The 25,048-nt window shown below is 40.9% G+C and carries 18 protein-coding genes; 9 read left to right on the forward strand and 9 right to left on the reverse strand.

Annotated elements, in window-relative coordinates; translation table 11 throughout:
* The first annotated feature begins 282 nt into the window (after nucleotides 1–282).
* Nucleotides 283–1,110 (forward strand): sensor histidine kinase, encoded by an 828-nt coding sequence (locus P176_RS0116485; RefSeq protein ID WP_081820739.1) that lies wholly within the window; start codon nucleotides 283–285, stop codon nucleotides 1,108–1,110.
* Nucleotides 1,111–1,246: 136 nt separating this feature from the next.
* Here the strand turns inward: P176_RS0116485 and P176_RS0116490 are convergent, their stop codons facing one another.
* Both P176_RS0116490 and panB read right to left on the reverse strand, forming a co-directional pair.
* A complete protein-coding gene (locus P176_RS0116490) occupies nucleotides 1,247–1,945 on the reverse strand; it encodes an RluA family pseudouridine synthase (RefSeq protein ID WP_026755742.1) in 699 nt (232 codons plus the stop codon).
* Nucleotides 1,946–2,021: 76 nt separating this feature from the next.
* The gene (panB, locus tag P176_RS0116495) at nucleotides 2,022–2,840 is read right to left on the reverse strand and encodes a 3-methyl-2-oxobutanoate hydroxymethyltransferase (RefSeq protein ID WP_026755743.1); all 819 of its coding nucleotides are present in this window, start codon (nucleotides 2,838–2,840) and stop codon (nucleotides 2,022–2,024) included.
* Nucleotides 2,841–2,946: 106 nt separating this feature from the next.
* Here panB and P176_RS0116500 point away from each other — a divergent pair, with 106 nt between their 5' ends.
* Entirely contained in the window at nucleotides 2,947–3,420 is a 474-nt protein-coding gene (locus P176_RS0116500; protein WP_026755744.1) for a hypothetical protein, read from the forward strand.
* A 71-nt stretch (nucleotides 3,421–3,491) separates the two neighbouring features.
* Here the strand turns inward: P176_RS0116500 and P176_RS0116505 are convergent, their stop codons facing one another.
* The gene (locus P176_RS0116505) at nucleotides 3,492–4,919 is read right to left on the reverse strand and encodes an L-serine ammonia-lyase (protein WP_026755745.1); all 1,428 of its coding nucleotides are present in this window, start codon (nucleotides 4,917–4,919) and stop codon (nucleotides 3,492–3,494) included.
* Between the two features lie 126 nt (nucleotides 4,920–5,045).
* Nucleotides 5,046–5,549, reverse strand: coding sequence for a hypothetical protein (locus P176_RS0116510; protein ID WP_026755746.1), 504 nt, complete (start codon nucleotides 5,547–5,549; stop codon nucleotides 5,046–5,048).
* A 428-nt stretch (nucleotides 5,550–5,977) separates the two neighbouring features.
* On the opposite strand from P176_RS0116510, the gene dnaK reads away from it, so the two are divergent.
* Nucleotides 5,978–7,894, forward strand: coding sequence for a molecular chaperone DnaK (gene dnaK / locus P176_RS0116515; RefSeq protein WP_026755747.1), 1,917 nt, complete (start codon nucleotides 5,978–5,980; stop codon nucleotides 7,892–7,894).
* Nucleotides 7,895–8,299: 405 nt separating this feature from the next.
* On the opposite strand, the gene P176_RS20465 is transcribed toward dnaK, so the two are convergent.
* Nucleotides 8,300–8,473 (reverse strand): hypothetical protein, encoded by a 174-nt coding sequence (locus tag P176_RS20465; protein WP_156033139.1) that lies wholly within the window; start codon nucleotides 8,471–8,473, stop codon nucleotides 8,300–8,302.
* A 17-nt stretch (nucleotides 8,474–8,490) separates the two neighbouring features.
* Between P176_RS20465 and P176_RS0116525 the strand changes: the two genes are divergently transcribed.
* The 5 genes from P176_RS0116525 (at nucleotide 8,491) to P176_RS0116550 (ending at nucleotide 13,355) form a co-directional block, all read left to right on the forward strand.
* Complete coding sequence (locus P176_RS0116525) at nucleotides 8,491–9,438, forward strand: hypothetical protein (RefSeq protein WP_026755748.1); 948 nt, start codon at nucleotides 8,491–8,493, stop codon at nucleotides 9,436–9,438.
* A gap of 246 nt (nucleotides 9,439–9,684) precedes the next feature.
* A complete protein-coding gene (locus tag P176_RS20795) occupies nucleotides 9,685–9,813 on the forward strand; it encodes a hypothetical protein (protein ID WP_026755749.1) in 129 nt (42 codons plus the stop codon).
* A gap of 242 nt (nucleotides 9,814–10,055) precedes the next feature.
* Nucleotides 10,056–11,984: a sensor histidine kinase gene (locus P176_RS0116535; protein WP_037349005.1), complete on the forward strand. Its 1,929-nt coding sequence runs from the start codon at nucleotides 10,056–10,058 to the stop codon at nucleotides 11,982–11,984.
* A gap of 14 nt (nucleotides 11,985–11,998) precedes the next feature.
* On the forward strand, nucleotides 11,999–12,688 hold the full coding sequence (locus P176_RS0116540) for a response regulator transcription factor (protein WP_026755751.1): 690 nt from the start codon (nucleotides 11,999–12,001) through the stop codon (nucleotides 12,686–12,688).
* A gap of 391 nt (nucleotides 12,689–13,079) precedes the next feature.
* A complete protein-coding gene (locus P176_RS0116550) occupies nucleotides 13,080–13,355 on the forward strand; it encodes a hypothetical protein (protein ID WP_026755752.1) in 276 nt (91 codons plus the stop codon).
* An 802-nt stretch (nucleotides 13,356–14,157) separates the two neighbouring features.
* Here the strand turns inward: P176_RS0116550 and P176_RS0116555 are convergent.
* Nucleotides 14,158–16,953 carry a T9SS type A sorting domain-containing protein gene (locus P176_RS0116555; RefSeq protein WP_026755753.1) on the reverse strand — a complete coding sequence of 932 codons (2,796 nt, stop codon included), beginning with the start codon at nucleotides 16,951–16,953 and terminating at the stop codon, nucleotides 14,158–14,160.
* Between the two features lie 1,240 nt (nucleotides 16,954–18,193).
* Between P176_RS0116555 and P176_RS0116565 the strand changes: the two genes are divergently transcribed.
* Nucleotides 18,194–18,796, forward strand: coding sequence for a YkgJ family cysteine cluster protein (locus P176_RS0116565; protein ID WP_026755754.1), 603 nt, complete (start codon nucleotides 18,194–18,196; stop codon nucleotides 18,794–18,796).
* Between the two features lie 222 nt (nucleotides 18,797–19,018).
* On the opposite strand, the gene P176_RS20470 is transcribed toward P176_RS0116565, so the two are convergent.
* The 3 genes from P176_RS20470 to P176_RS0116595 form a co-directional block, all read right to left on the reverse strand.
* Nucleotides 19,019–19,222, reverse strand: coding sequence for a hypothetical protein (locus tag P176_RS20470; RefSeq protein WP_156033141.1), 204 nt, complete (start codon nucleotides 19,220–19,222; stop codon nucleotides 19,019–19,021).
* Nucleotides 19,223–19,669: 447 nt separating this feature from the next.
* Nucleotides 19,670–19,969: a hypothetical protein gene (locus tag P176_RS20475; RefSeq protein ID WP_156033143.1), complete on the reverse strand. Its 300-nt coding sequence runs from the start codon at nucleotides 19,967–19,969 to the stop codon at nucleotides 19,670–19,672.
* A 640-nt stretch (nucleotides 19,970–20,609) separates the two neighbouring features.
* Entirely contained in the window at nucleotides 20,610–24,791 is a 4,182-nt protein-coding gene (locus P176_RS0116595) for a T9SS type A sorting domain-containing protein (protein ID WP_026755756.1), read from the reverse strand.
* Between the last annotated feature and the right edge of the window lie 257 nt (nucleotides 24,792–25,048).

Below are 25,048 nucleotides of genomic sequence, written 5' to 3' on the forward strand. Positions count from 1 at the left end.
AGTGACAGATGCTTTTTTCGTAAAATCCTTACCTTACAGTTTCATTTTCGGTACGGTTACCATTTGCATTTATGTGGTTTTATATTTTGTGGAGTTATTAAGAAGTGATCAGTTGCTAACGTACTATAAGCTTCCTGCATTTTATATAAGTATAGCCTTGATGCTCTGGTATTTATGTGTAACTCCTTTGTTTATTTTTGATTCCTTTTTTTATACAATGAATACTAATTTTGTTTCGTTTAGAAGGTCTTTACTGTTAACTATAAATATCTGTACCTATTCATGTTTTATATTCGGTTTTTTATATCCATTATCCAAGAGGGGATAATCAATGAGGAAGAAATAGCCTTAATCGGTTATATGACCTTTGTGGTGCTGATGTTATCCGTAATGGTGATCATCTTTTTTGTGTCCTTTCAAAAGCGAAAAAACAAGCTGTTGTTAGATAAAATCGCACAGCAAAAGGCTTATGATGCTGAGATGTCGCGTACGCAAACCGAAATTCAAGAAGCAACCCTAAAGCATGTGGGCAGAGAGCTTCATGATAATGTGGGGCAATTGCTTGCCTATGCCAAAATGCAGTTGGGTATGCTGGGCGCAAAGATCAATCCCGAGGCACAAAGCAAGCTTCAGGAAACCACAAAAATTGTTGCAGACAGTCTAGAGGAAGTAAGGGCACTCTCTAAATCTTTAAATAACGACGTTTTGTTGAATATGGGGTTTGTGGACAGTTTGCAAAACGAGCTGAACCGCCTTAAACGCATGTCTATTACTACCGCAACGCTAGAGATTGAGGGGGATGCGCATCCATTAGCGCACAGGCCGCATGAACTGGTACTGTTTCGCATCTTGCAGGAGTTCTTTTCTAACGCCGTGAAATACGCCGAGGCCGAAAGCATGACCGTAATGCTCGATTTTCAGGAAGCACAACTGCTGATTACCGCTTCAGATGATGGTGTGGGTTTTGATCCCGTTTCTGCCGAAAAAGGCTCTGGTTTGATCAATATGGAAAGTCGAGCCGTGTTAATTGGTGCCAATTACCACTTAAAGTCTGCACCTCAAGAAGGCACAACGCTGCGTTTGGCTTATCCGTTTCCGAAGGAAAATTAAGGGAATCATCAATACGAAATGTTTAGACTTGATCTCACTGGTTTTTGTGGAGTCAAGATTTGAGAATCAAGAACTAATACTCAGGGTTTGGTAATTTAAGAGCTGAAAATTAGGGTTGATTATCCTATTTGGGGTGTTAATCCAAACAGGCGTTCCAAACCGCATCTTCTGGCAGTGGTGCCACGACCTGTATCTTTTCGTCGAAAACAGGATGCACAAACTCCAACTGTCTCGCATGTAGGCTAATACTGGCATCTTTATTACTGCGGTCAAAACCATATTTTAGATCGCCTTTAATAGGCGAGCCAATGCTGGAAAGCTGTACGCGTATTTGATGGTGACGTCCCGTTTCTAAAGCGACTTCCAATAAAAAATAATGGTCTAGCGCCTTGAGGAGCTTATAATGTAAAATCGCTTTTTTACCATCGGCAGTAGCCGTGGTAGAAGCGTAAGATTTATTGTTTTTAGGGTTCTTTTTTAGCCAATGTACCAAGGTATCCTCTGGTTTTGCAGGAAGCTGTTTTACGAGTGCCCAATAGGTCTTGTCTGCTTTTTTATCGGCAAATAGTTTATTCAATCTGGGCAAGGCCTTGCTGGTTTTTGCAAACATCACAATGCCTGTAGTTGGCCGGTCTAATCGGTGTACAACGCCCAAATACACATTGCCGGGTTTGTTGTATTTGTCCTTTAAGTAGCCTTTTACAACATCGCTCAAGGGCTTGTCTCCCGTTTTATCACCTTGTACAATATCACCTGCCCGTTTGTTGACGATGATGATGTGATTGTCTTCGTAAAGTACTTGGAGGTTGCTTTTATTTGAAAGGACTTTAGTCACAGGCTGTGTTGTAAAAAAGACTTAATTCTTAATTCTTAATTCTTAATTCTTGATACTTAATGCGTTGTACTCAATACTAATACTGCTCTTCCTTATTGGGAAAATCTACAGTTTTCACATCATCTACATATTGCGAAATGGCCGTGGTCATGTCATCATAGAGATTCATATAGCGGCGTAAAAAACGCGGTTGAAACTCGTAGGTCATCCCCACCATATCGTGTAGCACGAGCACTTGGCCATCAACGCCGGCACCGGCACCAATCCCAATAACAGGAATAGAGACGCTTTTTGCGACTTCTTCGGCAAGTGACGCAGGTATTTTTTCCAACACAATCCCAAAGCACCCAATCCGCTCCAGCATCAAGGCATCTTCCTTAAGGCGTTCTGCTTCTTCCTCTTCTTTGGCACGTACGGTGTAAGTGCCAAATTTGTAAATGGACTGTGGGGTTAATCCCAAATGGCCCATCACAGGGATTCCTGCATTGATGATGCGTTTTATGGATTCCTTAATTTCTTTGCCGCCTTCCATTTTTACAGCATGACCTCCCGATTCTTTCATGATTCTAATGGCAGAGCGTAAAGCCTCCTTAGGGTCACTTTGGTAACTTCCAAAGGGCAAATCCACCACCACCAAAGCACGTTCTATAGCGCGTACCACACTAGAGGCATGATAGATCATTTGGTCTAAGGTAATAGGCAAGGTGGTTTCGTGGCCTGCCATCACGTTACTTGCAGAGTCGCCCACTAAAATCACGTCTACACCAGCGCTATCTACAATCTTTGCCATTGTAAAATCATAGGCGGTAAGCATAGAGATCTTTTCTTTACGCTGTTTCATTTCCACGAGGGATTTGACAGTGATTCGTTTGTAATCTTTTTTTGCGGTACTCATGCGGTCTTCGTTTATGAACCGTAAAAATACAGAGATTTTCAGAAACTTTGTTCCAAATCAAGGCTTAAAACCACTAAATTTATAGCACTACTGAAATCTTAAAACTATGAAATTATTGAGCCTTACCGTACTATGCTTGCTCAGTTGGGCATCCTTTTCCCAATCTGCTCCCGAGGCGGAAGTAAAAGCAACCATCCAGCAATTTTTTAAAGGCTTTCACCAACAGGATAGTGTGCTGATGTTAAGTGCCGTCTCAAAAGAGATCAAGATGCAGTCTGTTGGCAAACAACAGGATGGCTCCTCCAGTTTAACCACTACAAACTTTGATACGTTTCTAAAATCGATATTGGCCATACCAGCAACACAATCTTTTGAAGAGAAAATTTTGAATTACAACATTCAGGTCGATGGCAACATGGCACATGCCTGGACGCCGTATCAATTTTGGTTTGGCGGTAGCTTGCACCACTGTGGCGTCAACTCTTTTCAGTTATACAAAACCAATGATATTCCAGATGGCAAAGAAGGCACTTGGAACATCATCTATGTGGTAGATACCCGCCATAACGATTGTGAGTAGTTCCAATCTTGTGGGGCGTCCAATTAAAACAGTACAGTGTTACTAGGCGTTCGTAAGTGAGTGTCAGAAGTCTAGCAATCACTCATGTTCACTCCAACTGCCAAACCGCCTTCGCTAGTCTCTTTATACTTGGTGTTCATATCCTTAGCGGTTTCCCACATGGTATTGACGACTTTATCCAAAGGCACTTTTACGTTTTTAGGATCGGTATCTAAAGCCAGTTCTGCAGCGCTTATGGCCTTAATGGCGCCCATGGAGTTGCGTTCAATACACGGGATTTGTACCAAGCCACCAATAGGGTCGCAGGTAAGCCCGAGATGGTGTTCCATGGCGATTTCCGCAGCAACCAATACCTGTTCTGGAGTACCGCCCAACAGTTCGGTCAACGCCCCTGCGGCCATGGCAGAAGACACGCCAATTTCGGCTTGGCAACCGCCCATAGCTGCCGATATGGTGGCGCCTTTTTTAAAGATACTGCCAATTTCACTGGCCACAAGTAGAAACTTTTTGATGTGTTCAAAATCGGCTTCATGGTTTTCAATCACCAAATAGTACATGAGTACTGCAGGAATCACACCGGCGCTACCGTTGGTAGGTGCTGTAACCACACGCCCTAAAGACGCATTGACCTCATTAACGGAAAGCGCAAAACAGCTCACCCATTTTAGAATTTGTCGAAACTTGACCTCTGTAGAACGAATGGTTTCCATCCATTCGTGCGGATCTTCAAAGGGCAAATCATCACTAATCAAGGTCTTGTGAATATCATAGGCACGACGCCTTACATTAAGACCACCAGGAAGATTGCCTTCGGTATGGCAGCCCACAAACATGCACTCTAACATGGTGTTCCAAATGCGCTCTAGTTCATAGTCAATGGTTTCTTGATCTCTAATGGACTTTTCATTTTCTAAAACCACGCCTGAAATTGGCAATTTCAGCTGTTCGCAAAATTTCAATAACTGCACACCGTTTTCTACAGGGTAGGGGAAGGTGCAGTAAAAAATATGTTTGTTCTGTTTAGAGATTTTACGCTCTTCTTGCACCACAAAGCCACCGCCAATAGAGTAAAAGGTCTCTTTGTGCTTCCGGCCGTTAATGGTAGCCGTAAAGGTGAGGGCATTGGCATGAAAGGGAAGAAACTTTCTATGGAAGACGATGTCTGTAGCCATATCAAACGTCACGGGGTGCTCATTATTAAAGAGCAGCACTTTGGTATTTTTAATGGAGGCGATAATCACATCAATGGTATCTACGGGAATCCGCTCTGGGTCGGCACCGCTCAATCCCAATAGCACGGCATAATCGGTAGCATGTCCTTTGCCGGTAAGCGATAAAGAACCATAAAGGTCTACGCTAATACGCTCCACCTTGTGAAACCGATTGGCTTTTTTGAGCTGCGCAATCCAACGTTCGCCAGCGCGCCACGGCCCTAGGGTGTGGGAGCTAGAAGGGCCAATACCAATTTTGAGCATATCAAATACCGAGATACATTCCATATGTTAAGCTATTTTAGAGGTCACAAAGATACATTTTGTGAGGGTTTTGCTTCCATATTTTAGAAGAAGCCATAAAAAAAGTCCGAGACATGATGTTTCGGACTTTTACTAAGTAAGCTTGAAAAATTATCTTACCTCAAAATCGTTGAGTTGTAAACTTTCAGAGACCACATTAAAATCAGAGAAATCCATGCCGTCAACATTATCAGCAGGAACTACTACCACTCTAAACACTTGATTGTCGGTCCACTCAGGGCCCAAGGTGCTGAGATTAGTGGTGCCATCTAAGAAAAAACGAACATTGGTCTGGGTAAAATCATAATTATAGACCAAATCGCCGTCATCAAAAGGTACAGACTGTGTTAACAAGCGCCATACATCTTGACCATTATCAGTTTCCCATCTAATATAGACCAAGGTAACGTCAGACGGAAGTACGTCAAATCCATAAGATTCAGTAAATTGATAATCGTTATCTTCATTAAAATCGATGACAATTTCAAAAGCAGAAGATACAATTAATCCGCCGTCCACTCCATTAAACCCAGGAGGTCCCGGAGGTCCAGGATCGCCTTCACAGGCAGTAAACAATAAAGCAAAGCCAAAGGCCAAGTACATCAGTTTTTTCATAATATAAAGATTTAAGGCGAAGATCCATTAGGTTAAGGACGCTCGCGGGTTTATGAGCTATTCACAATCAACGTGCCAAAGGTCACGCTGCATCCTAACGGAAAGCGCATCATTGAGGAAGTGAAGATATAAAAATTAAATACTGTGGTTGAAAACGAATTCAAATTTTAGTGGGTTTCAAAATAAAAGTAAAAAAAATAATGACAGATTTATAAGATTATGAAATCGGAGACCTACGAGACAGCCCTGCTGCGCCTTGTTTTTTAGAGGCTTAGATGTAATCCCGTCATAAGCTGAAAAAGTATTATGACATCGTGTCATATTCTTTTGCGTGGCATAATGATTGACATTCACTAACCGAATATAAATTGAACATCACGTTTCCGAAGTAACACAAGGAAACAGATAAACACTAAAAATATAATATTATGAGTAAAATAATTGGAATCGATTTAGGAACAACCAACTCATGTGTTTCCGTAATGGAAGGTAATGAGCCGGTTGTGATCCCAAATGCAGAAGGTAAGCGTACCACCCCATCTGTCATTGCTTTTGTTGAAGGCGGTGAGATTAAGGTTGGTGATCCTGCGAAGAGACAGGCTGTAACTAACCCAACCAAAACCGTATACTCCATTAAGCGGTTTATGGGGAACAAGTATTCTGAATCTAAAAATGAAGCAGAACGTGTACCTTATAAAGTAGTAAAAGGTGATAATGATACGCCACGTGTAGATGTGGACGGTCGTTTATACACACCACAAGAATTATCAGCAATGATTCTTCAAAAAATGAAGAAAACAGCTGAAGATTATTTAGGACAAGATGTGACTGAAGCAGTCATTACTGTGCCTGCGTATTTTAATGACTCGCAACGTCAAGCCACTAAAGAAGCTGGTGAGATTGCAGGTTTAAAAGTACGTCGTATCATCAATGAGCCAACAGCAGCAGCTTTGGCCTATGGTATGGATAAAAAAGGAATAGATCAAAAAATAGTGGTATTTGACTTTGGTGGTGGTACACATGATGTATCTATCTTAGAGTTAGGTGACGGTGTATTTGAGGTATTGTCAACAGATGGAGACACGCACTTAGGTGGTGATGACGTCGATGAGAAAATCATCAACTGGTTGGCAGATGAGTTTAAGGCAGATGAAGACATCGACCTTAGAAAAGACCCAATGGCGTTACAACGTTTAAAAGAGGCTGCGGAAAAAGCGAAGATTGAATTGTCATCTTCTGCACAAACCGAAATCAACTTGCCTTACGTAACGGCTACAGCAAGCGGACCAAAACACTTGGTACGTACCCTGTCTCGTTCTAAGTTTGAGCAATTGATCAATGATTTGGTAAAACGCACCATTGAGCCATGTGAGTCTGCTTTAAAAGCAGCAGGATTATCTAAGAGTGACATTGACCAAGTAATTTTGGTAGGTGGATCTACAAGAATTCCAGCAGTACAAGAAGCGGTTGAGAAATTCTTCGGAAAAGCACCAAGTAAAGGCGTTAACCCAGATGAGGTCGTATCTTTAGGAGCAGCCATTCAAGGTGGTGTATTAACTGGAGATGTTAAGGATGTATTGTTATTAGACGTTACACCATTGTCTTTAGGTATTGAAACCATGGGTAATGTGATGACGAAGTTGATTGAGGCCAACACCACAATTCCAACTAAAAAATCACAGGTATTCTCTACAGCGGCAGATAATCAACCATCGGTTGAAATCCACGTATTGCAGGGAGAGCGCCCAATGGCAGCAGATAACAAAACAATTGGTCGTTTTCACCTAGATGGTATTCCACCAGCACAAAGAGGGACACCACAAATTGAAGTGACCTTTGATATTGATGCCAATGGTATCATCAAAGTATCTGCAACAGATAAAGCAACTAACAAGTCACAAGACATTCGTATTGAAGCGTCTTCTGGTTTAACTGAAGAGGAAATCGCGAAAATGAAGCAAGAAGCAGAAGCAAATGCTGATGCCGATGCTAAAGCGAAAGAAACTGCAGATAAATTGAACCAAGCAGATGCTATGATTTTCCAAACGGAAAGCCAATTGAAGGAATTTGGTGATAAATTATCAGACGATAAGAAAAAACCAATTGAAGAGGCTTTAGAGGAATTGAAGAAAGCATACGAAACGAAGGACATCGCAGTGATCGATCCAGCTTTAGAGAAAATCAACGAAGCATGGAAAGTAGCATCTGAGGAAATGTACAAAGCACAAGCAGAACAAGGTGGCGCACAGCCAGACGGATCTGCCGATGCTGGAGCAGGATCTAAAGGACAAGCTGCAGATGAAAGTAGTGACGTTGAAGACGTAGACTTCGAAGAAGTGAAATAAGTAATTGAAAAGAGCGATCTTGAGCATCACGTCCCAAGATCACTTTTTCAACAATAATTATCAAAAGCGCAATCACAATAGTGGTTGCGCTTTTTTTTGTTCATAGATTCACATTTTAAGCCCACCGATTCCAAAAACGTAGGACCTTGTACCAAACTTCCAAAGCATGCCTGTTTTGTACTTAATACTGGCTACTTCATACTAGAATCTTCGGTCCTCCGTCTTCGGTCTCCAGTCTTCCGTCCTCTGTGTTCAGTCCTCCGTCTTCCATCCAAATTGCTCATTCCAATAGCCAAACTTCCAACGCATCCCTACTGTGTACTTAATACTGACTACTTCATACTAAGATCCTCCGTCCTCCGTCTTCGGTCCTCAGTCCAATCCCCAATTTACTATCATTAGTACTCAGTCTCCCGTCTTCCGTCTTCCGTCTCCCGTCTTCCGTCTTCCGTCCTCCATCCCAATCCATAATCCCCAATCTCCACCCATCTCTACTTTGTACTCAATACTTACTACTTTGTACTCAACCCCAAAAAACCCAGTTCTAAAATGAGTATCTTTAAGACCAGAAATGTACACCCAAACCCAATTTTTAAATGAGAATTTTTTCAGTCATTCTAGTACTCGCCCTAGTACTATGTTCCAGTTGTAACGAGATCAATCCTAGAGAGGAAGACCAAATCAAGGCATTTGTAATTAAATGGAACGAAAATCATACCACCATTCGTGCGACTTACCTCAAGCAACAGTATATGGATGTGGTAGAATATTACGATACCGAACGTACCAAGGAAATTGTGGCAACCGATAAAAAATTGTTGTTCGAAGACTTTCCTGATTATCGTCAAACCCTTGTAGGAGATCAGATAGAAATAGTGGAAGAGGAGGGCAATTTTTTGGCCACCTTTGAGAATAAGGTAAGCTATAAAGACGTGAATACGACCTATTCCTGCTACCTCGCTGTGATATATAAAAACGGGGAATTCAAAATCCTTAGAGAAGGCGTGATTGGTGCCGAAGATCTAGAGGCTCCCATCTTTCCAAAAGAACGCATCCGCAATGCCCAGATTTCTAAGAATCCGAGGCTGTATGGTGACTTTAATGGCGACGGACTCTCAGACTACGCCAGTGTAGAGTCGCCCGTCATCATCTCAAAAGACTCTAATAACGGATTGAGTAAAAACAGGGTAATTTGTAAAGGCGGTTGCAATAGCGTGATTCGCTTTAGCAATCCAGAGTTGGAGTCGGTGCTAGTAGAAGATGTCTACCAATCCCAACTCGAGAACCTCAAGGACCTCAATGGGGACGGTGCCGATGAAATTGGGTTTTGGGACCTAAAGCCCAATACTGAGCGTCTCTTTATTTTTGACGTAAAAAATAGCAGGTTGGTAACCCCGCCGCTGGAGATCAATACTGAGGTTCATAAAAATCTCAAATTGATCGATGTCATTAAAAAATCGGGACCAGGTAAAATCAGGGTCACCGAGAGTGTTGATGTGGATGGGCAATGGAAATTAGTAAGTAGGCTAGTGGAGGTAGAGTAACCAAGCATCACTTTTCAGAAAAAAGTCAAACACCAAAACAGCACAGGAGCGCAATCATGAGAATGGTGGCGTTTTTTTTATTTGTAATGTTTATGGCAGTAAAGTAAAAGTCTTTCGGTGGCCATTATAGTATAGCAAAAATCACTTTAGTCAATCTATAAAAGCACCTCTTTACAGCAATACAGTCTATAGCATACCAATTTCAAGAGTAATTTTAACGGTCAGAATTCACAATCTAAAAAGAGTATGGAAAAGTTGTTAAGATTTATTGGTGCGGCTTGGGGCGCAAAAAAAATAGGTGGCGGTAAATGTGGCTGTATTGGGGTAGTGGTGGTGTTCTTGATCTTGTATTGGCTTCTAGGTTATGTATTTTAGACCAATACGCTAAGGAGGTGCAGGTTTTTTTATTTGTAGGAAAATTAAATACTTATTATCGAGATGGTTAGATAGGTGTCCTAAAAAATTTAGCAAGTATAAATACCATAATTGTAATGAATTGGGGGCTTTAGCGACTACGTTTTAGAACAGAAATTGAAATTTTAGAACAATTGATTTTTTATTTTACTTTAATAATTCTAAAATTGTAGATACTAATGGCTTAGCCATACCTTGCTAATTTGAACGATATAAAATTGAGGGACTTTATAAAGCGTTTGCCAGAGACCGCCATCTTCGTGGTCATACTTCTGCTATGCTTAAATCTCACTCAAGCCCAAACTTCATTGGAGGATGCCTACATCGTGGCGCCAGACTTCACTGTAGTTCCTGAATCGGTTCCAGATTTAAAACGCTATTCAAAAGAAGATCTTGCAGAAATGGAGGCCCATGCAAAATCCTATTCATCCAAACTCAATTCAGACCGAGATCGCCTTTTAAGAGCTGGCGCTTACCATAGTATCGTTGCCATCAATTTAGAGCTAGGAGATCGGGATGACGCGCTATATTACCTGTATGAATTATTGGATATTCCAGGATTTAAGGATTCCAAGGGAGCCATAGAGGTCTATTGGGCCATTTTCAAATGGTACAGTTATTCTGGAAATACGGTGGGCATGCTCGAGCAATTTTCTGAATTACGAAGACTCGGGCCGCTTCACAATTTCTATGATGAAACAGAGCCAGAGAATCTAAATAAAGTTTATGGAGAACTTATAATAAAAGCAGGATACTACAAAGAAGCAAAAGACTTCTATGTCAATCAATTGCTAAAGGATTCTTTAACTTTAGGGCCAACTCGTTTTGCGGTTTTAAATAATGATTTAGCCTCAATTTATAATAAGTTCAATCAACCAGATAGTGTCACCTACTACCGTAATAAGGCCTTTAAGTCTATCAACTCAAACGTAAAAGATAGATTTCCAGAAGAATACCGCAATTATATAAGAGATTACATCCAATTGCATGATTTTTGGTATAAAAAGCAGTTCACCCAAGCACATTTAGAGTTTGCAAAATTATTCTTGAGCGAAGCAGCCGCTTATGATGTTTGGGAAACACATACCTCAGTTTATGCGTATCATTACATAGCCACTCATTTTTTTGAAAAAGGAGATTATAATCAAGCATTAGAATATATCAATCAAGCCATTAAGCTCGGGTTAAATAAAGTGCCCATCAATACGTTAAATGATCTTTTTATATTGAAAGGTCGGCTTTTGGATGCTTTGGGGCAAAGGGATGAAACAGAATTAGTGATAAAGCAGTTCAATCGCATCCGCGACTCATTAGCAGCAAGTCTTCGCAACGTAGATCTTACGCGTTTTGAGGTAGATAAAATCAGGGACGGGCAGAGTAGGGCCGAAAAATCAGCCATTGAAAATGAGAATAAGTTTATACTCGCCTTCAGTACCGCTATTTTTACCATTGCCATCTGTGCGATCTCCATTGTAAGTTTAGTGGTTATTGGCCGAAGTAGAAAGCGCTTACGGTTAGCCAAAGTGGATATTTCAGATAAATTAGTAGAGCGCGAAATGCTCTTAAAAGAACTCAACCACCGCGTTAAAAATAACCTCTCGCTCATCATTAGTCTGATAAAATTCCAAAGTGAAGAGTTTGAAGATCCGCGTTACATCGAAAAACTCAATAACCTAGAGCACCGCATCAGTGCCATAGCCATTGCACATGAGCAATTTGTATATGCTGATCAGCAAATAGAGGGCAGCTTCTATGATCTGGAAGATTATCTAAACAAAATCTCCAACGCACTCATAAGCATTTCAGCAAGAACCATCAATTACCAGCAGTGGGTAGAGCGCATTAAAGTGACCATTGATACCGCCTTGCCAATGGGCATCATTATCAATGAGCTCTTGAGCAATAGTATTGAGCATGCAGAAACCGTTGGGGTTTTAGACGTCGAGCTGCGCATTGAGTCCAAAAATGAGTGGATCATTATGATGTACTCAGACTCTGGAAATAATTTTGAAGACAAACCAAAGGGCGAAAGTTTAGGGGGCTTCATCATTCAAAGTATGGTAGAGCAGCTTAATGGCAAGTTGGTACGCTACGGCTCATCTTACCATATCAAATTAAAACACAAAGTATAAAGAAGATTGCAAACATGCTTAAAAATATAAAAAACATCCTCATTGTAGAAGATGAGGTCTTACTGGCACAACAACTCAAACAAGCCATGCTCAAGCATGGCTATAGATGCGCCGGCATTGCTATAGATTATAAAGGGGCTCAAGCCATTCTAGACTCTACCAAGGTAGATATGGTGCTTCTGGATATTAAGATTTCAGGAGAAAAAACAGGCATTGATGTGGCCCAGTACATCAATGCCAATTACGGTTTGCCCTTTATATTCATGACCTCTTATAATGATGAAGATACCCTAACTAAAATAAAAGCACTGCACCCTAAGGGCTATATCAACAAACCGCTCAATCATGCCACCTTGTTAATGACCATGGATATCATTTTTGATAATATGGGAGATAACGAGAGCAACTACACCAGCATCACTATTGGCACCACCACCTATAACATCAACCTTTCAGAATTACTTTATGTAGAAGCAGAGCATGTCTATATAAAGTTGCATTACCAAAGCAAAAACACCTTAATACGGTCTTCTTTAACCTCCTTTTTAGAGCTCATGCCCAAAAACACACTCGTACAAATAAGTAGAGGTGTGGCCATCAACCCTAAATATATAGAGAAAATTGAAGCCGCTAAGGTCACACTGGCCGGAGTAGAGCTCAAACGCTCCAAAAATTACGCAACTAACTTAGATCAAGCCATCTAACGGCGTATAGCCCTGTTTTAGAGGGAAAATCTAAAAAAGAGCAGTTTTTGTTTTAGAACAAAATTGAGGGTTTCAGAACATTTTACATAAAAAACATCCATTTTAATGCGTTCTTTAATCAAGCATTTACTTGTCTGTCTAAGATGTATTGATAGCTAAATACAGTAAACGCTACTAAATAATAATAGAGGGCTATTGTTGAAAATCCCACCACTGTGCTATGTTGGTGGGATTATTTTTTGGTAGCAACTCCAGTTTCCGCTCTAGCTTAGTTTTAGATCTTCCTTCAACCGCATTGATATCAATGAAATAACAGCTCCTAATCATCAAAGTCATCAACATGCTACAAATAGAAGCAAGGTTCTGCTACAGATATGAGTAGCTTTGTAATATGCATTACAAATACATTAGAACCATCGTCAAGTCCGCAGGCATCCCAAACCTCAATGCAGAGCAGTTTGTTAGGCTTATGGACATTGCCTACTATGAAGGCGCGCTCAACTATTTAAAGAAAAAACAATCGGACACCAAGAACCGTGACGAACGGCACAAGTACGCTCTAGAGATCCTCCATCTCGAAGATCGATTGGCGGTGCTGCTCAATTCACCTTACCACAAAATAAAGCCCAATGAGGTGCTTAACGTATTGCTGGTAAACTCAAGGTAATGGGATGTAGTATCAAGTATCAAGAATTAAGAATTAAGAATTAAGTACACAAAGCAATGCTAAGCTCCAAATTCGTTCATCCCCAATCTTCCCACCCAGCCATACTAAATACTTAGTACTTTATACTTCATACTTTTTTCTCCCGTCCTCGGTCTTCCGTCCTTATACTTCATCCCTAATACTTAATACCCAATATCCCCACCTAGCCATACTAAATACTTAGTACTTTATACTCAATACTTTTTTCTCCCGTCCTCATCCTTCATCCCTCATCATACTTGCGCTGCTCAAAACAAAACCGTTCGGCCAACTGTAAGAACATTAAAAAAGGGCAGGCAAACAGTATGCCGATACCGTCGAGTCCATTTCCAAAGGGCTTTATGAGCCCATCAACAAAGCCTTGAAACGTGCCATTGAAGAAGTCTTACAGTATTATGCCTTCAGACCATTGCCTGATGCAGCAATACGCTTGGTTTAGGGTATTGAATTCTTAATTTATTTTGAATTGCACAAAAAACCACTGTAAGAAAAATCATTAACTAACCCTGGGTTGACCCGAAGGAGAAGCAAAGGAAACACAAAGGAAAATTTGAAATAATGACCAATCATCGACTATTAGATGTAGACTCAAATTTTGGAATCCATTTCTTATTGTTATTTAATTAAGAGATATAATGGAATTGGATAAATTATAATTAGAACTGGGAGAGCGAAAACGAACAATAGCTTTTTGGTTCCAATATTTATGGTAAAGCAACTGAGCCTATTTTTTGAATTGACATAAGTTAGATTTCTAAATGCGCTAATATTTAATAAATTTCTTATTTACTACTATTCCGTTACCAAGTGTAATTTTAGCTATATAAGCGGCGTTTGGTAAGTTTTGAACATTCATTGTCGTAGATAAGGTGAAGTTGATCAATCTTCCGGTCATATCATAAACTTCAACTTGTCGAATGCTTTGGTTTACACTGTGAAAATTAATTATTCCGTTTGAAGGATTTGGGAATATGACAGCGTCATTTTGAGACTTTTCGATTCTAATAGTACCTAGAGTGTTTTTTATGCTTGAATATTTATGAATGAAGCCACGTGCCCAGCCATAATGATGAAACGTTCCAACATGATAACCATTTTGACCCGTTAAAACTAAATCGCCTTCGGAATCAATAATAGCATGACGCGTAAATAGACTACTTGGAATATGAAATTCATCCACAACTGAGCAATTTTCATCTACCACTCGCACATTATTGTTAAATGGGGTATTGACCAAAATAAAAGCCCCGTATTCAAAAAAAATGGGCATGTTTAAAAATTCTTCGGTGGAGGTGGTTACTAAATTTAAGTCATAATCATACATCCTAATATGGTCATCAGAATGATAGGTAAAGATTTTGTTATTAATCTCTTTAATGTTAGCCACACCTTCATTTGTAGAAATATAGTCAAAAACATTATCAAGCGTTAAACGATACAGTTTTTCGTTAATCTGATTATAAGAAGAAGAAAAGATGATATTTCCACTATGGTCAATATACCGTGCATTAAGACTTCCAAAATTACTACCCGTATATAAGTCCTGCTCAATTTCCAAAGCCATATTTTTATAAATCTTTATATAGGGTTCGTCATTGTTAGTAAACATATAAATGTAAGATTCATTGTCAGCGTTTTTAAACTGATCAAGAAATTCTAATCCGGGAAAGACATTTTCTTCAACAAAACTGCCGTCATCAATACTAAGCGTATAGATGTTAGTGTCATTAACATTTGAATCATAATTATATACTGGCGGGGATACTATTTTGATATTGTTATTTTCGTCAAAATACATATTCGCTGTTCTATAACTCGGTACTTGATAAATAATCGTTCCATCAGAGGAAACCTTTATTAGCTCGAAAGTATCGGGATTTGCCATTGTATTGATATAGATATCGTTATTCTCATCAATTAAAAAATTTTTGTCGTCTGGAGAGTAGGCACTTACCATTGCGTTTTCTATTACAAGGCTCCAGATAAGATTTAAATCATTGTCATACTTATAGAGGGTTCTTCTTAAAGGCGCAAGATTTGTGATGCTCCAATCATCTGGTCCTAACTTTTCCTCGGAAGCCACGATGTAATTCCCAAGGCCGTCCTGAATTATTTTTTGTCTATTTGCTTTCGAGGTACCCTCACCACTAAACGTATAGCTACTAATAATTTGATTTTCATCTATTTTATGAATCTCCATGTCCTGCTGGCTTTGAAAGGAGCTGCCTGGAAACATACTTGAAGCATTAGTTTTACCAATAACCAAATTGGTATTATCAAGGCTATTGAAATCATTTACAGCATCATAGTTACCGTTAAATTGGCCGAGAGGTTCCAAGGTAGCACTAAACAATTTAAAGTTTGTATTTGAATATACTAAAACCTTCCCTTCATTATTTAATTTTAGACCATCAACGTAAGTGTCCCCAACGGTAACATTAAAAACGATATTGCCAGTATCATCATACTCTGTTTTATTGAAGGTAAGGTTACCTGACGAGGATGAGGGTTTACTGTTGGTAAATAGTATAAGATTATCATCACCATTTATGGTCGCATCAATTATCTCCTTATCAAAACCTACTTCAGAATTTATATTGTACACTAGAGCTCCACTACTATTCAATTTTAGAATTTCGAAACTATTACCCACTGTTTGCGGCTGTATAAAATAGATACCTCCATCAATACCAATCTTCATTTTACTTTCATTAAAATTGTAGATGTTGGTGAGGTCAATAATATCATCCAGTTGATAGGTTTCCATAGAAGATGTATTGAATTTTTTGATAAAATGCTCTGATACATAATCATTATCTATACTAGTGGCCTTTCTGTATTTCAGGTAGTAATGTCCATTGAAATAGGCAACTTCATAGTCGAAACTGTTTGAATTGATATGATCTATTTCCGTGAGGTTATCCTCGGTGAAGCTATCAATGATTTCGCCATTAGGATATATAGTATAAAAGTGAAAACGCTGCAGTGGTGCTACGTCGTAATTCTTGGTTTGTACAATTCTTAAATGACCAGTTTCATCCATAAATGAATTTTGATATTCATAATCATCGTAGGAGGAGGTGTTAAATTCATCTACATTGACATCCCATAACAGATTACCTTGGGAATCATACTTTATAACATATAACAAACCACTGCGAATGGAGTTTTTTGTTAGACTTCGACAAACAAGGGTTAGATTATTATCGGAATCGATATAAGGTTTTATCGGAACATCATAAGACAAATCTGTACCCAAGGAATATCGTTTTTGCCAGAGTTGCACCATATTGGTATCAAGTTTGGTAACCAAAATATCATTAAAGGTAGAATCCCTTTCGGTCGTCCCGATGACCAGAACCTCCTGGACGGCGTCAACTTCGGTAAAATAAACGATATCACGATTGGTATGTTGATTCAACCCAAACGATGCTTTATGACTAGGGATTAAAAAGCCGTCTTCAGAAACCGGGTTGTTGAAATCTGCGGTAGAGGGCCATTGCTGTTGCCCAATGGCACAGATAGACCAAAAGAAAAATAGGAATAATAATTTGAACATTAAATCAAGGTATTTTATTCAAAAAAATTGCAATCAGGTGAACTTATGTAAAGCCGTTACAATGCAAAATACTGTTAATACGCGTTTTTGCCTAATTATTAGAGGGTATCTTAGTAAAATTAAGTGAACGTTAATATGGCAATTGTTTGAATTTAGGCATGGATTTATAGTTATGACTTCAGATTTATGGTCTTTAACCTTCAAATTAAAAGTTTGATTTTGAAACCACTGCAATCATCTCATTTGGTATTTCTTGGTTAGTAAAAGGGGGGGGGTAATTAATAATGTTAAGGATTTTGATCCTAGGGTAATGAGTTGATATTTTATTAGATACCATTAACGATTTATTAGGTATTCCATCCTTTTTATGATATAAATAAAATCGTCATTGTATAACTTAGGGTTGTCCCTAAATGCCGTACTACCTTTACGGCGTAAAATTAATAAATCAATTTACTAATTGCTAATCAGTAATATACATTGTATTGGGTATGGTTTACTTTGCTGCTTGCTATTGAGTTTGAATATTAACGAAACCGATCATATTCTGAAATGTTATCGTTTTTCAATTTCTATTTATTTCTTCATTCTATTTTTTATTTTAACAAAGACAGCAATTGGTCAAGAAAACTAAAATTCTAAATTATCAGTAGCACTTGAAAGTTTCACTTTTATAAAGGGTACTATTGACCTAGATGTATTACGAAAAATAATTGTTAAAAATAAAATGAGCTCAAAAAAGAGAAGGTCTAAAGGGATATGTGTTTACAAAGGTTCCTGAATACAATTACACCACCCAGCCATAATTAATACTTAGTACTTTATACTTCATACTTTTTTCTCCTGTCCTCGGTCTTCCGTCCTTATACTTTATCCCTAATCCCTAATCCCTAATCCCTAATCCCTAATCCCTCATACCTAATAACTAATCTTCCCAACCAGCCATACTAAATACTTAGTACTTTATATTTCATACTTTCATCTCCCGTCCTCGGTCTCCCGTCCTTATACTTTATCCCTAATCCCTAATCCCTAATCCCTAATCCCTCATACCTAATAACTAATCTTTCCACCCAGCCATACTAAATACTTAGTACTTTATACTTAATACTTTTCTCTCCCGTCCTCGGTCTTCCGTCCATATACTTCATCCCAGATCCCTCATCCCCAATTTTCCCCCAACCATAAGTTAATTCCTGCACTAACGGCCTAAAATAAGACTACCTTTCCTAAAAAATACATGACCATAGTGCAAAGAGTGGAACTGGTAGAAGCCCTGTTTCTTCAATTAGAGCAAGAAAGCGCTCAGTTTCAACAAGCATCAGGTCTAGGCTGTGTCGCAGGCTGTGGCAAATGCTGTACCTATCCAGATATTGAGGCCTCGCCTTTAGAGTTTTTGCCTTGGGCCTTTCATCTTTTTTTGAACGGTGAGGCAGAAAACACACTCGCGCTACTCAACAAAACCCATTCGGCCACCTGTTTTATTTATGCACCACTCACCAAATTGGATCATGGGCGCTGTAGCGATTACAAATACCGCGGACTCATTTGCAGGCTCTTTGGTTTTGCCGCCAATACCGATAAGTATGGCAACCTCAGGTTGGCCACCTGTAAGATCATTAAAGAAGGACAGGCAGAACGGTATGCCGATACCGCCGAGGCCATTTCCAAAGGGCTTTATGTGCCCATCTTTACAGAGTACTACATGCAATTGAACCAAATAGATTTCCATATGGGGAATATTATTCTACCCATCAACAAAGCATTGAAACATGCCATTGAAGAAGTCTTACAGTATTATGCCTACAGGCCATTGCCTGATGCAGCGATACGAGCGGTTTAGGGTTTTGAATTCTTGATTTGTTTTGAAGTGTACTAAAAACTACTGTAAGAAAAATCTATAGGTGACCCGAGGATAACCCGAGAATGACCCGAGAATGATCTGGGAATGATCTGGGGATGATCTTTGAGTGATTTGTTGTATCTGTTGTTCTTTTTTGTGCCCAAAAAAGAACCAAAAAAGGCTTTTGCGTCCGAAGGCATTTTTAATGGCGTTTTCTCGCCATTAAAACCAGAGCTCACTCCCTAAATCGCCTCCAAGGCTTCGGCGATTCTTTACGGAAGTGAGCTCTATATGCTGACGTCCGCGTTTTCCGACGTTGTCGGAATGCTGTTGCGATGGAGGGTGGTGTTTGGTGTTTGTTTTTGACTGTGTGGTTTGTCTTCGCTTAAATTGTGCGGGATTGCCGCGCTCGTCCCTCGCTCGCAATGATCTTTACTTGATATTCCTTTTCTTATTATGCTGTTCTTTTTTGTGCCCAAAAAAGAACCAAAAAAGGCTTTTGCTCTCGTAGGTATTTTCAATGGCTTTTCTGCGCCATTGAAACCAAGAACCATTTCCTAAATCGCTTCCAAGGTTTCAGCGATTCTTAACGGAAATGGTTCTTTATACTGACGAGCGCTTTTCCGACATTGTCGGAATGGTGTTGCGATGATGTTGTTGCTTGGTGTTGGTTTTGGTGTATCGGTTTTGTTTTGGATAGTAATTTTAAATATCTAACTGCCGTTGGTCATTGCGAGTGAGGTACGAGCGTGGCAATCTCCTTCTTCATATTTTCTATTGTGTTGTTCTTTTTTGTGCCCAAAAAAGAACCAAAAAAGGCTTTTGCGTACGAAGGCATTTTTAATGGCGTTTTCTCGCCATTAAAACCAGAGCTCACTTCCTAAATTGCTTCCAAGGCTTCGGCGATTCTTTACGGAAGTGAGCTCTATATGCTGACGTCCGCATTTTCCGACTGCTTCGGAATGCTGTTGCGATGTTGGTTGTTGCTTGGTATTGGTTTTGGTGTGTCGGTTTTGTTTTACCTGGTAATGCTCTAAATATCAAACTGGCGTTGGTCATTGCGAGTGAGGTAAGAGCGTGGCAATCTGCTTCTTCATATGTTCTATTTTCTATTGTGTTGTTCTTTTTTGTGCCCAAAAAAGAACCAAAAAAGGCTTTTGCGTCCGAAGGCATTTTTAATGGCGTTTTCTCGCCATTAAAACCAGAGCTCACTCCCTAAATCGCCTCCAAGGCTTCAGCAATTTTTTACGGAAGTGAGCTCTATATGCTGACGTCCGCATTTTCCGACGTTGTCGGAATGGTGTTGCGATGGAGGTTGTTGTTTGGTGTTTGTTTTTGACTGTGTGGTATGTCTTCGCTTAAATTGTGTGGGATTGCCGTGCTCGTACCTTGCTCGTAATGACCTATAGATACTATTCCTTTTTCTTTTTCATGTTGTTGTTCTCTTTTGTGCCCAAAAAAGAACCAAAAAAGGCTTTTACGCTCAAAGGTATTTTCAATGGTTTTACTGCGCCATTGAAACCAAGAACCATTTCCTAAATAGCTTCCAGGGCTTCAGCGATTTTTAACGGAAATGGTTCTTTATACTGACGAGCGCTTTTCCGACGCTGTCGGAATGGTGTTGCGATGATGGTTCGTGTTTGTTATTGGTTGTGGTTTGTCTATTGTGTTTTTGAATTTGTGGTAGTATTTCAAATAACTAATTATCGCTACTCATACTTCACGGTTGCCATAAAAAAAACTTCGGAACCTCCATATGGGGTCCCGAAGCTTTTTAAATACATACTCCTTTGAAGCGATATGTACTGATAATTTAGTTTTTGATAAATCGGATGACATGGTTTCCAATGGTTATAAAATACATACCGCTCGATAGATCCTGAACATTGATGACTGCTTTGTTAGAGGTATTGCCCTTCAGCATTAATTTACCTAAAGTGTCATAAATACTATAGCTTTCAGTAGTTTGCAACCCAGACACCTGAATCTCAGCGGAAGCAGGATTTGGATATACCCTTACTTTCAAAGCATTAGGCGTCACTGGGTTCAAGCCTAAAGTGGTCACTGTAATACATTCCGAAGTAACGGTACAGCTATTGCTATTTGTAAGCACCACTTTATAATCGCCTACTGCTGTAGGAGTAAAGCTCTGATTGGTTTCACCAATCAATTCTGTATTCGGACATGCAAACCATTGGTAAGTCACGTCAGTGGCGTTAGCTGTCAATACGCCGTCGGTTAGAACAACACTATTGTCTATAATAGCAGGCTCCGTAATGGTTACCGATGTTGTGGCGCTACAGCCATTGGCATCGCTGGTGGTTATGGGGTAGGTTCCCGCAGGCAATCCTGAAACTTCTAAAGTTGGATCAGGAAAATTACTGTAAGTGGTGCCGTTGATGGTATATTCAAACGGGGACACCCCACCGGTAATACTAATGGTAACGTCACCCGTACCACCGTTACAGGCCGCATTGGCATCCACCACGGCACTGGCCACTAGGGCAACTGGCTCCGTAATGGTTACCGAGGTTGTGGCGCTACAGCCGTTGGCATCGCTGGTGGTGATGGGGTAGGTTCCCGCAGGCAATCCTGAAACTTCTAAAGTTGGATCAGGAAAACCGCTATAGGTAGTTCCATTGATGGTATATTCAAAAGGGGACACCCCACCGGTAATACTAATGGTGACCTCACCCGTGCCACCGTTACAGGCCGCATTGGCATCCACCACGGCACTAGCCACTAAGGCAACCGGCTCCGTAATGGTTACCGAGGTTGTGGCACTACAGCCGTTGGCATCGCTGGTGGTGATGGGGTAAGTTCCCGCAGGCAATCCAGAAACTTCTAAAGTTGGATCAGGAAAACCGCTATAGGTAGTTCCATTGATGGTATATTCAAATGGGGACACCCCACCGGCAATACTAATGGTCACATCACCTGTGCCACCGTTACAGGCCGCATTGGCATCCACTACGGCACTAGCTACTAGGGCAACCGGCTCTGTAATGGTTACACTAGCGGTATCGGTACAGCCGTTAGCATCCGTGATGGTCACATCATAAGTTCCAGCTGCAACGCCTACTATTGAAGCGGTTGTTGCAGCGTTACTCCATGAATAAGTGTATGGTGCTGTTCCACCTGTTGCACTTGCAGTAGCTGCGCCATCCGTTGCCCCATTACAGGTTGCATTGGCATCTACAACGGTATTAGCTGATAATATAGTTGGCTGGGTAACGGTAAACGATTGGCTAGCGGTACAGCCATTGGCATCGGTTACGGTACAGGTCCATGTGCCTGCCGAAAGACCTAAGACCGATGTAGTACCGTCGCCTGTTGGGTTTCCTGGCGTCCAGTTATAAGTATATCCACCAGCTCCTCCAGTAGCAACATTTACAGTTGCAGCACCTGTTGTTCCACCATTACAAGCGATGTTGGTTTGTGATGCAGGGGTAAGGTTTAATGCCGCTGCAGGTTGGGTAACGGTAAACGATTGGCTAGCGGTACAGCCATTGGCATCGGTTACGGTACAAGTCCATGTGCCTGCCGAAAGACCTGTGACAGATGTTGTTCCATCACCTGTTGGGTTTCCTGGCGTCCAGTTATAGGTATAGCCACCAGCTCCTCCAGTAGCAACATTTACAGTTGCAGCACCTGTTGTTCCACCATTACAAGCGATGTTGGTTTGTGATGCAGGGGTAAGGTTTAATGCCTCTGCAGGTTGGGTTACTGTAAAACTTTGCGAAGCGGTACAGCCATTGGCATCGGTTACGGTACAGGTCCATGTGCCTGCCGAAAGGCCTGTGACAGATGTTGTTCCGTCGCCTATTGGGTTTCCTGGCGTCCAGTTATAAGTATATCCACCAGCTCCTCCAGTAGCAACATTTACATTTGCAGCACCTGTTGTTCCACCATTACAAGCGATGTTGGTTTGTGATGCAGGGGTAAGGTTTAATGCCTCTGCAGGTTGGGTTACTGTAAAACTTTGCGAAGCGGTACAGCCATTGGCATCGGTTACGGTACAGGTCCATGTGCCTGCCGAAAGGCCTGTGACAGATGTTGTTCCGTCGCCTATTGGGTTGCCTGGTGTCCAGTTATAAGTATATCCACCAGCTCCTCCGGTAGCAACATTTACAGTTGCAGCACCCGTTGTTCCACCATTACAAGCGATGTTGGTTTGTGATGCAGGGGTAAGGTTTAATGCTTCTGCAGGTTGGGTTACTGTAAAACTTTGCGAAGCGGTACAGCCATTGGCATCGGTTACGGTACAGGTCCATGTGCCTGCGCTAAGTCCTGAAACAGATGTTGTGCCATCTCCCGTTGGGTTTCCCGGTGTCCAGTTATAAGTATATCCACCAGCTCCTCCAGTAGCAACATTTACAGCTGCAGCTCCTGTTGTACCGCCATTACAAGCGATGTTGGTTTGTGATGCAGGGGTAAGGTTTAATGCCGCTGCAGGTTGGGTAACGGTAAACGATTGGCTAGCGGTACAGCCATTGGCATCGGTTACGGTACAGGTCCATGTGCCTGCCGAAAGACCTGTGACAGATGTTGTGCCGTCGCCTATTGGGTTTCCTGGCGTCCAGTTATAGGTATATCCACCAGCTCCTCCAGTAGCAACATTTACAGTTGCAGCACCTGTTGTTCCGCCATTACAAGCGATGTTGGTTTGTGATGCAGGGGTGAGGCTTAACACTGTAGGCTGGGTAACGGTAAACGATTGGCTAGCAGTACAGCCGTTGTCATCGGTTACAGTACAGGTCCATGTACCAGCGCTAAGTCCTGATACCGATGTGGTACCGTCACCTGTTGGGTTGCCCGGTGTCCAGTTGTAGGTATAGAATCCAGCTCCTCCTGTAGCAGCGTTTACGGTGGCCGCGCCTGTTGTTCCACCATTACAAGCGATGTTGGTTAGGGATGCCGGTGTAAGGCTTAATCCAGTTGCAGGTTGACTTATAGTTGCACTGGCGGTAGCAGTACATCCGTTAGTGTCGGTAACTGTTACTTCATATGTTCCGGCACTAAGTCCTGAAGCAGTAGCCGAAGTTTGGGCAGAACCATCATCCCATAAATAGGTATAAGGAGATGCGCCATCTGCCGGTGTAACGGTTAAAGAACCGGTTGCTCCACCATTACAAGCAATATTGGTTTGTGATGTAATAGAGGCTGTCATGGTACATGAAGGCCCAGACGGCGTGATACTGGGTGTAGCATAGCTTGAAGGGGAAATGTCGTAGCTAGCATCATCTTCAAACTCCCATTGGGTTCTGTCGTTGATCAGTGCTCTAATAGCATCCGCAGTCCCATTTAAGGAACCTGTATATCTACCATTATCATTTTCAGAAACAGACTCTAAAATTGGGGCAGGATATAAATGTACAGCATCAACGCCATTGGTCAATCCTGGCGGAATACCTGAAGCATTTGAGTTATTGGATAGTTCACCATCTGGGGTAAAGTCAGAAGCACAAGGAGTGCCGTTATACCAACCTTGACTACCATCACAATCCGTGTTATGGCCAAAGTTGTCATCCGTATAAATGCCTGCTAAAAACGTGGCGTTGGTGGCCGCAGGTTGTGCACCCGTAGTACTTTGATAAGCAAGAATAACGTCGCCAGACTGTATTAAAGAAAAATCTCCCCCAGTCTCTTTGGACATGGTACCTGTGGTTGCCGACAAGATATTGGTTGCTGAACCCGTTTCGGTAACTGTCACGATGGTGCCAATGGATACCGGAGAGGTAGCAGTCCAAGCGTAGTGGGCATCCGCTGTGTTGTTATGCCAAGTGTTAAAGGAATAGGACCAACTATGGTCTGTAAAATAAATGACTTCCCCACTTGGAATATCTTTTAAAGTAATAAAAGTAAAACCATCATTATCGTCCAGATGAAAGCCGATAAAAGCAATATCACCTGCCGATAGGGTTTGTGCGTACACGCTGCGATCACTGCCTAATGCGCACAGCATCAAGACAACAGCTAGTAAAAATTTTTTCATAATGTTTAGGTTTGGGTTCTAATAATGGGGTGCAAAGTATTTAAAAAAATGATTATAAAAAAATATAAATCGTAAATAAACCTATTTATTTGCACTTAATCGATTAGATGTAAGTTATATCTTTCATTAAGAGGCGCGGCTCTGCAAACTATAGCCTCAGCTTTTTCAATAATGCTCCAACAGATAAGGGTATAGCATGGCTCTACCGCCCTTAATGAGTCATTTAAAGAAAAATGCACTTTAGCAGATATTTAGTC

The organism is Sediminibacter sp. Hel_I_10 (genome assembly GCF_000688335.1).
Lineage (GTDB): Bacteria > Bacteroidota > Bacteroidia > Flavobacteriales > Flavobacteriaceae > Psychroserpens.

Excerpts from the sequence above, each read along its gene's own strand:
- dnaK (WP_026755747.1), top strand. The coding sequence starts at position 5,978 with ATGAGTAAAATAATTGGAATCGATTTAGGAACAACCAACTCATGTGTT.
- P176_RS0116540 (WP_026755751.1), top strand. The coding sequence starts at position 11,999 with ATGCTTAAAAATATAAAAAACATCCTCATTGTAGAAGATGAGGTCTTA.
- P176_RS20795 (WP_026755749.1), top strand. The coding sequence starts at position 9,685 with ATGGAAAAGTTGTTAAGATTTATTGGTGCGGCTTGGGGCGCAAAAAAA.
- P176_RS0116525 (WP_026755748.1), top strand. The coding sequence starts at position 8,491 with ATGAGAATTTTTTCAGTCATTCTAGTACTCGCCCTAGTACTATGTTCC.
- panB (WP_026755743.1), bottom strand. The coding sequence starts at position 2,840 with ATGAGTACCGCAAAAAAAGATTACAAACGAATCACTGTCAAATCCCTC.
- P176_RS20475 (WP_156033143.1), bottom strand. The coding sequence starts at position 19,969 with ATGCCTTCGGACGCAAAAGCCTTTTTTGGTTCTTTTTTGGGCACAAAA.
- P176_RS0116555 (WP_026755753.1), bottom strand. The coding sequence starts at position 16,953 with ATGTTCAAATTATTATTCCTATTTTTCTTTTGGTCTATCTGTGCCATT.
- P176_RS0116510 (WP_026755746.1), bottom strand. The coding sequence starts at position 5,549 with ATGAAAAAACTGATGTACTTGGCCTTTGGCTTTGCTTTATTGTTTACT.
- P176_RS0116505 (WP_026755745.1), bottom strand. The coding sequence starts at position 4,919 with ATGGAATGTATCTCGGTATTTGATATGCTCAAAATTGGTATTGGCCCT.
- P176_RS0116500 (WP_026755744.1), top strand. The coding sequence starts at position 2,947 with ATGAAATTATTGAGCCTTACCGTACTATGCTTGCTCAGTTGGGCATCC.
- P176_RS0116485 (WP_081820739.1), top strand. The coding sequence starts at position 283 with ATGTTTTATATTCGGTTTTTTATATCCATTATCCAAGAGGGGATAATC.
- P176_RS0116565 (WP_026755754.1), top strand. The coding sequence starts at position 18,194 with ATGACCATAGTGCAAAGAGTGGAACTGGTAGAAGCCCTGTTTCTTCAA.
- P176_RS0116595 (WP_026755756.1), bottom strand. The coding sequence starts at position 24,791 with ATGAAAAAATTTTTACTAGCTGTTGTCTTGATGCTGTGCGCATTAGGC.
- P176_RS0116550 (WP_026755752.1), top strand. The coding sequence starts at position 13,080 with ATGCATTACAAATACATTAGAACCATCGTCAAGTCCGCAGGCATCCCA.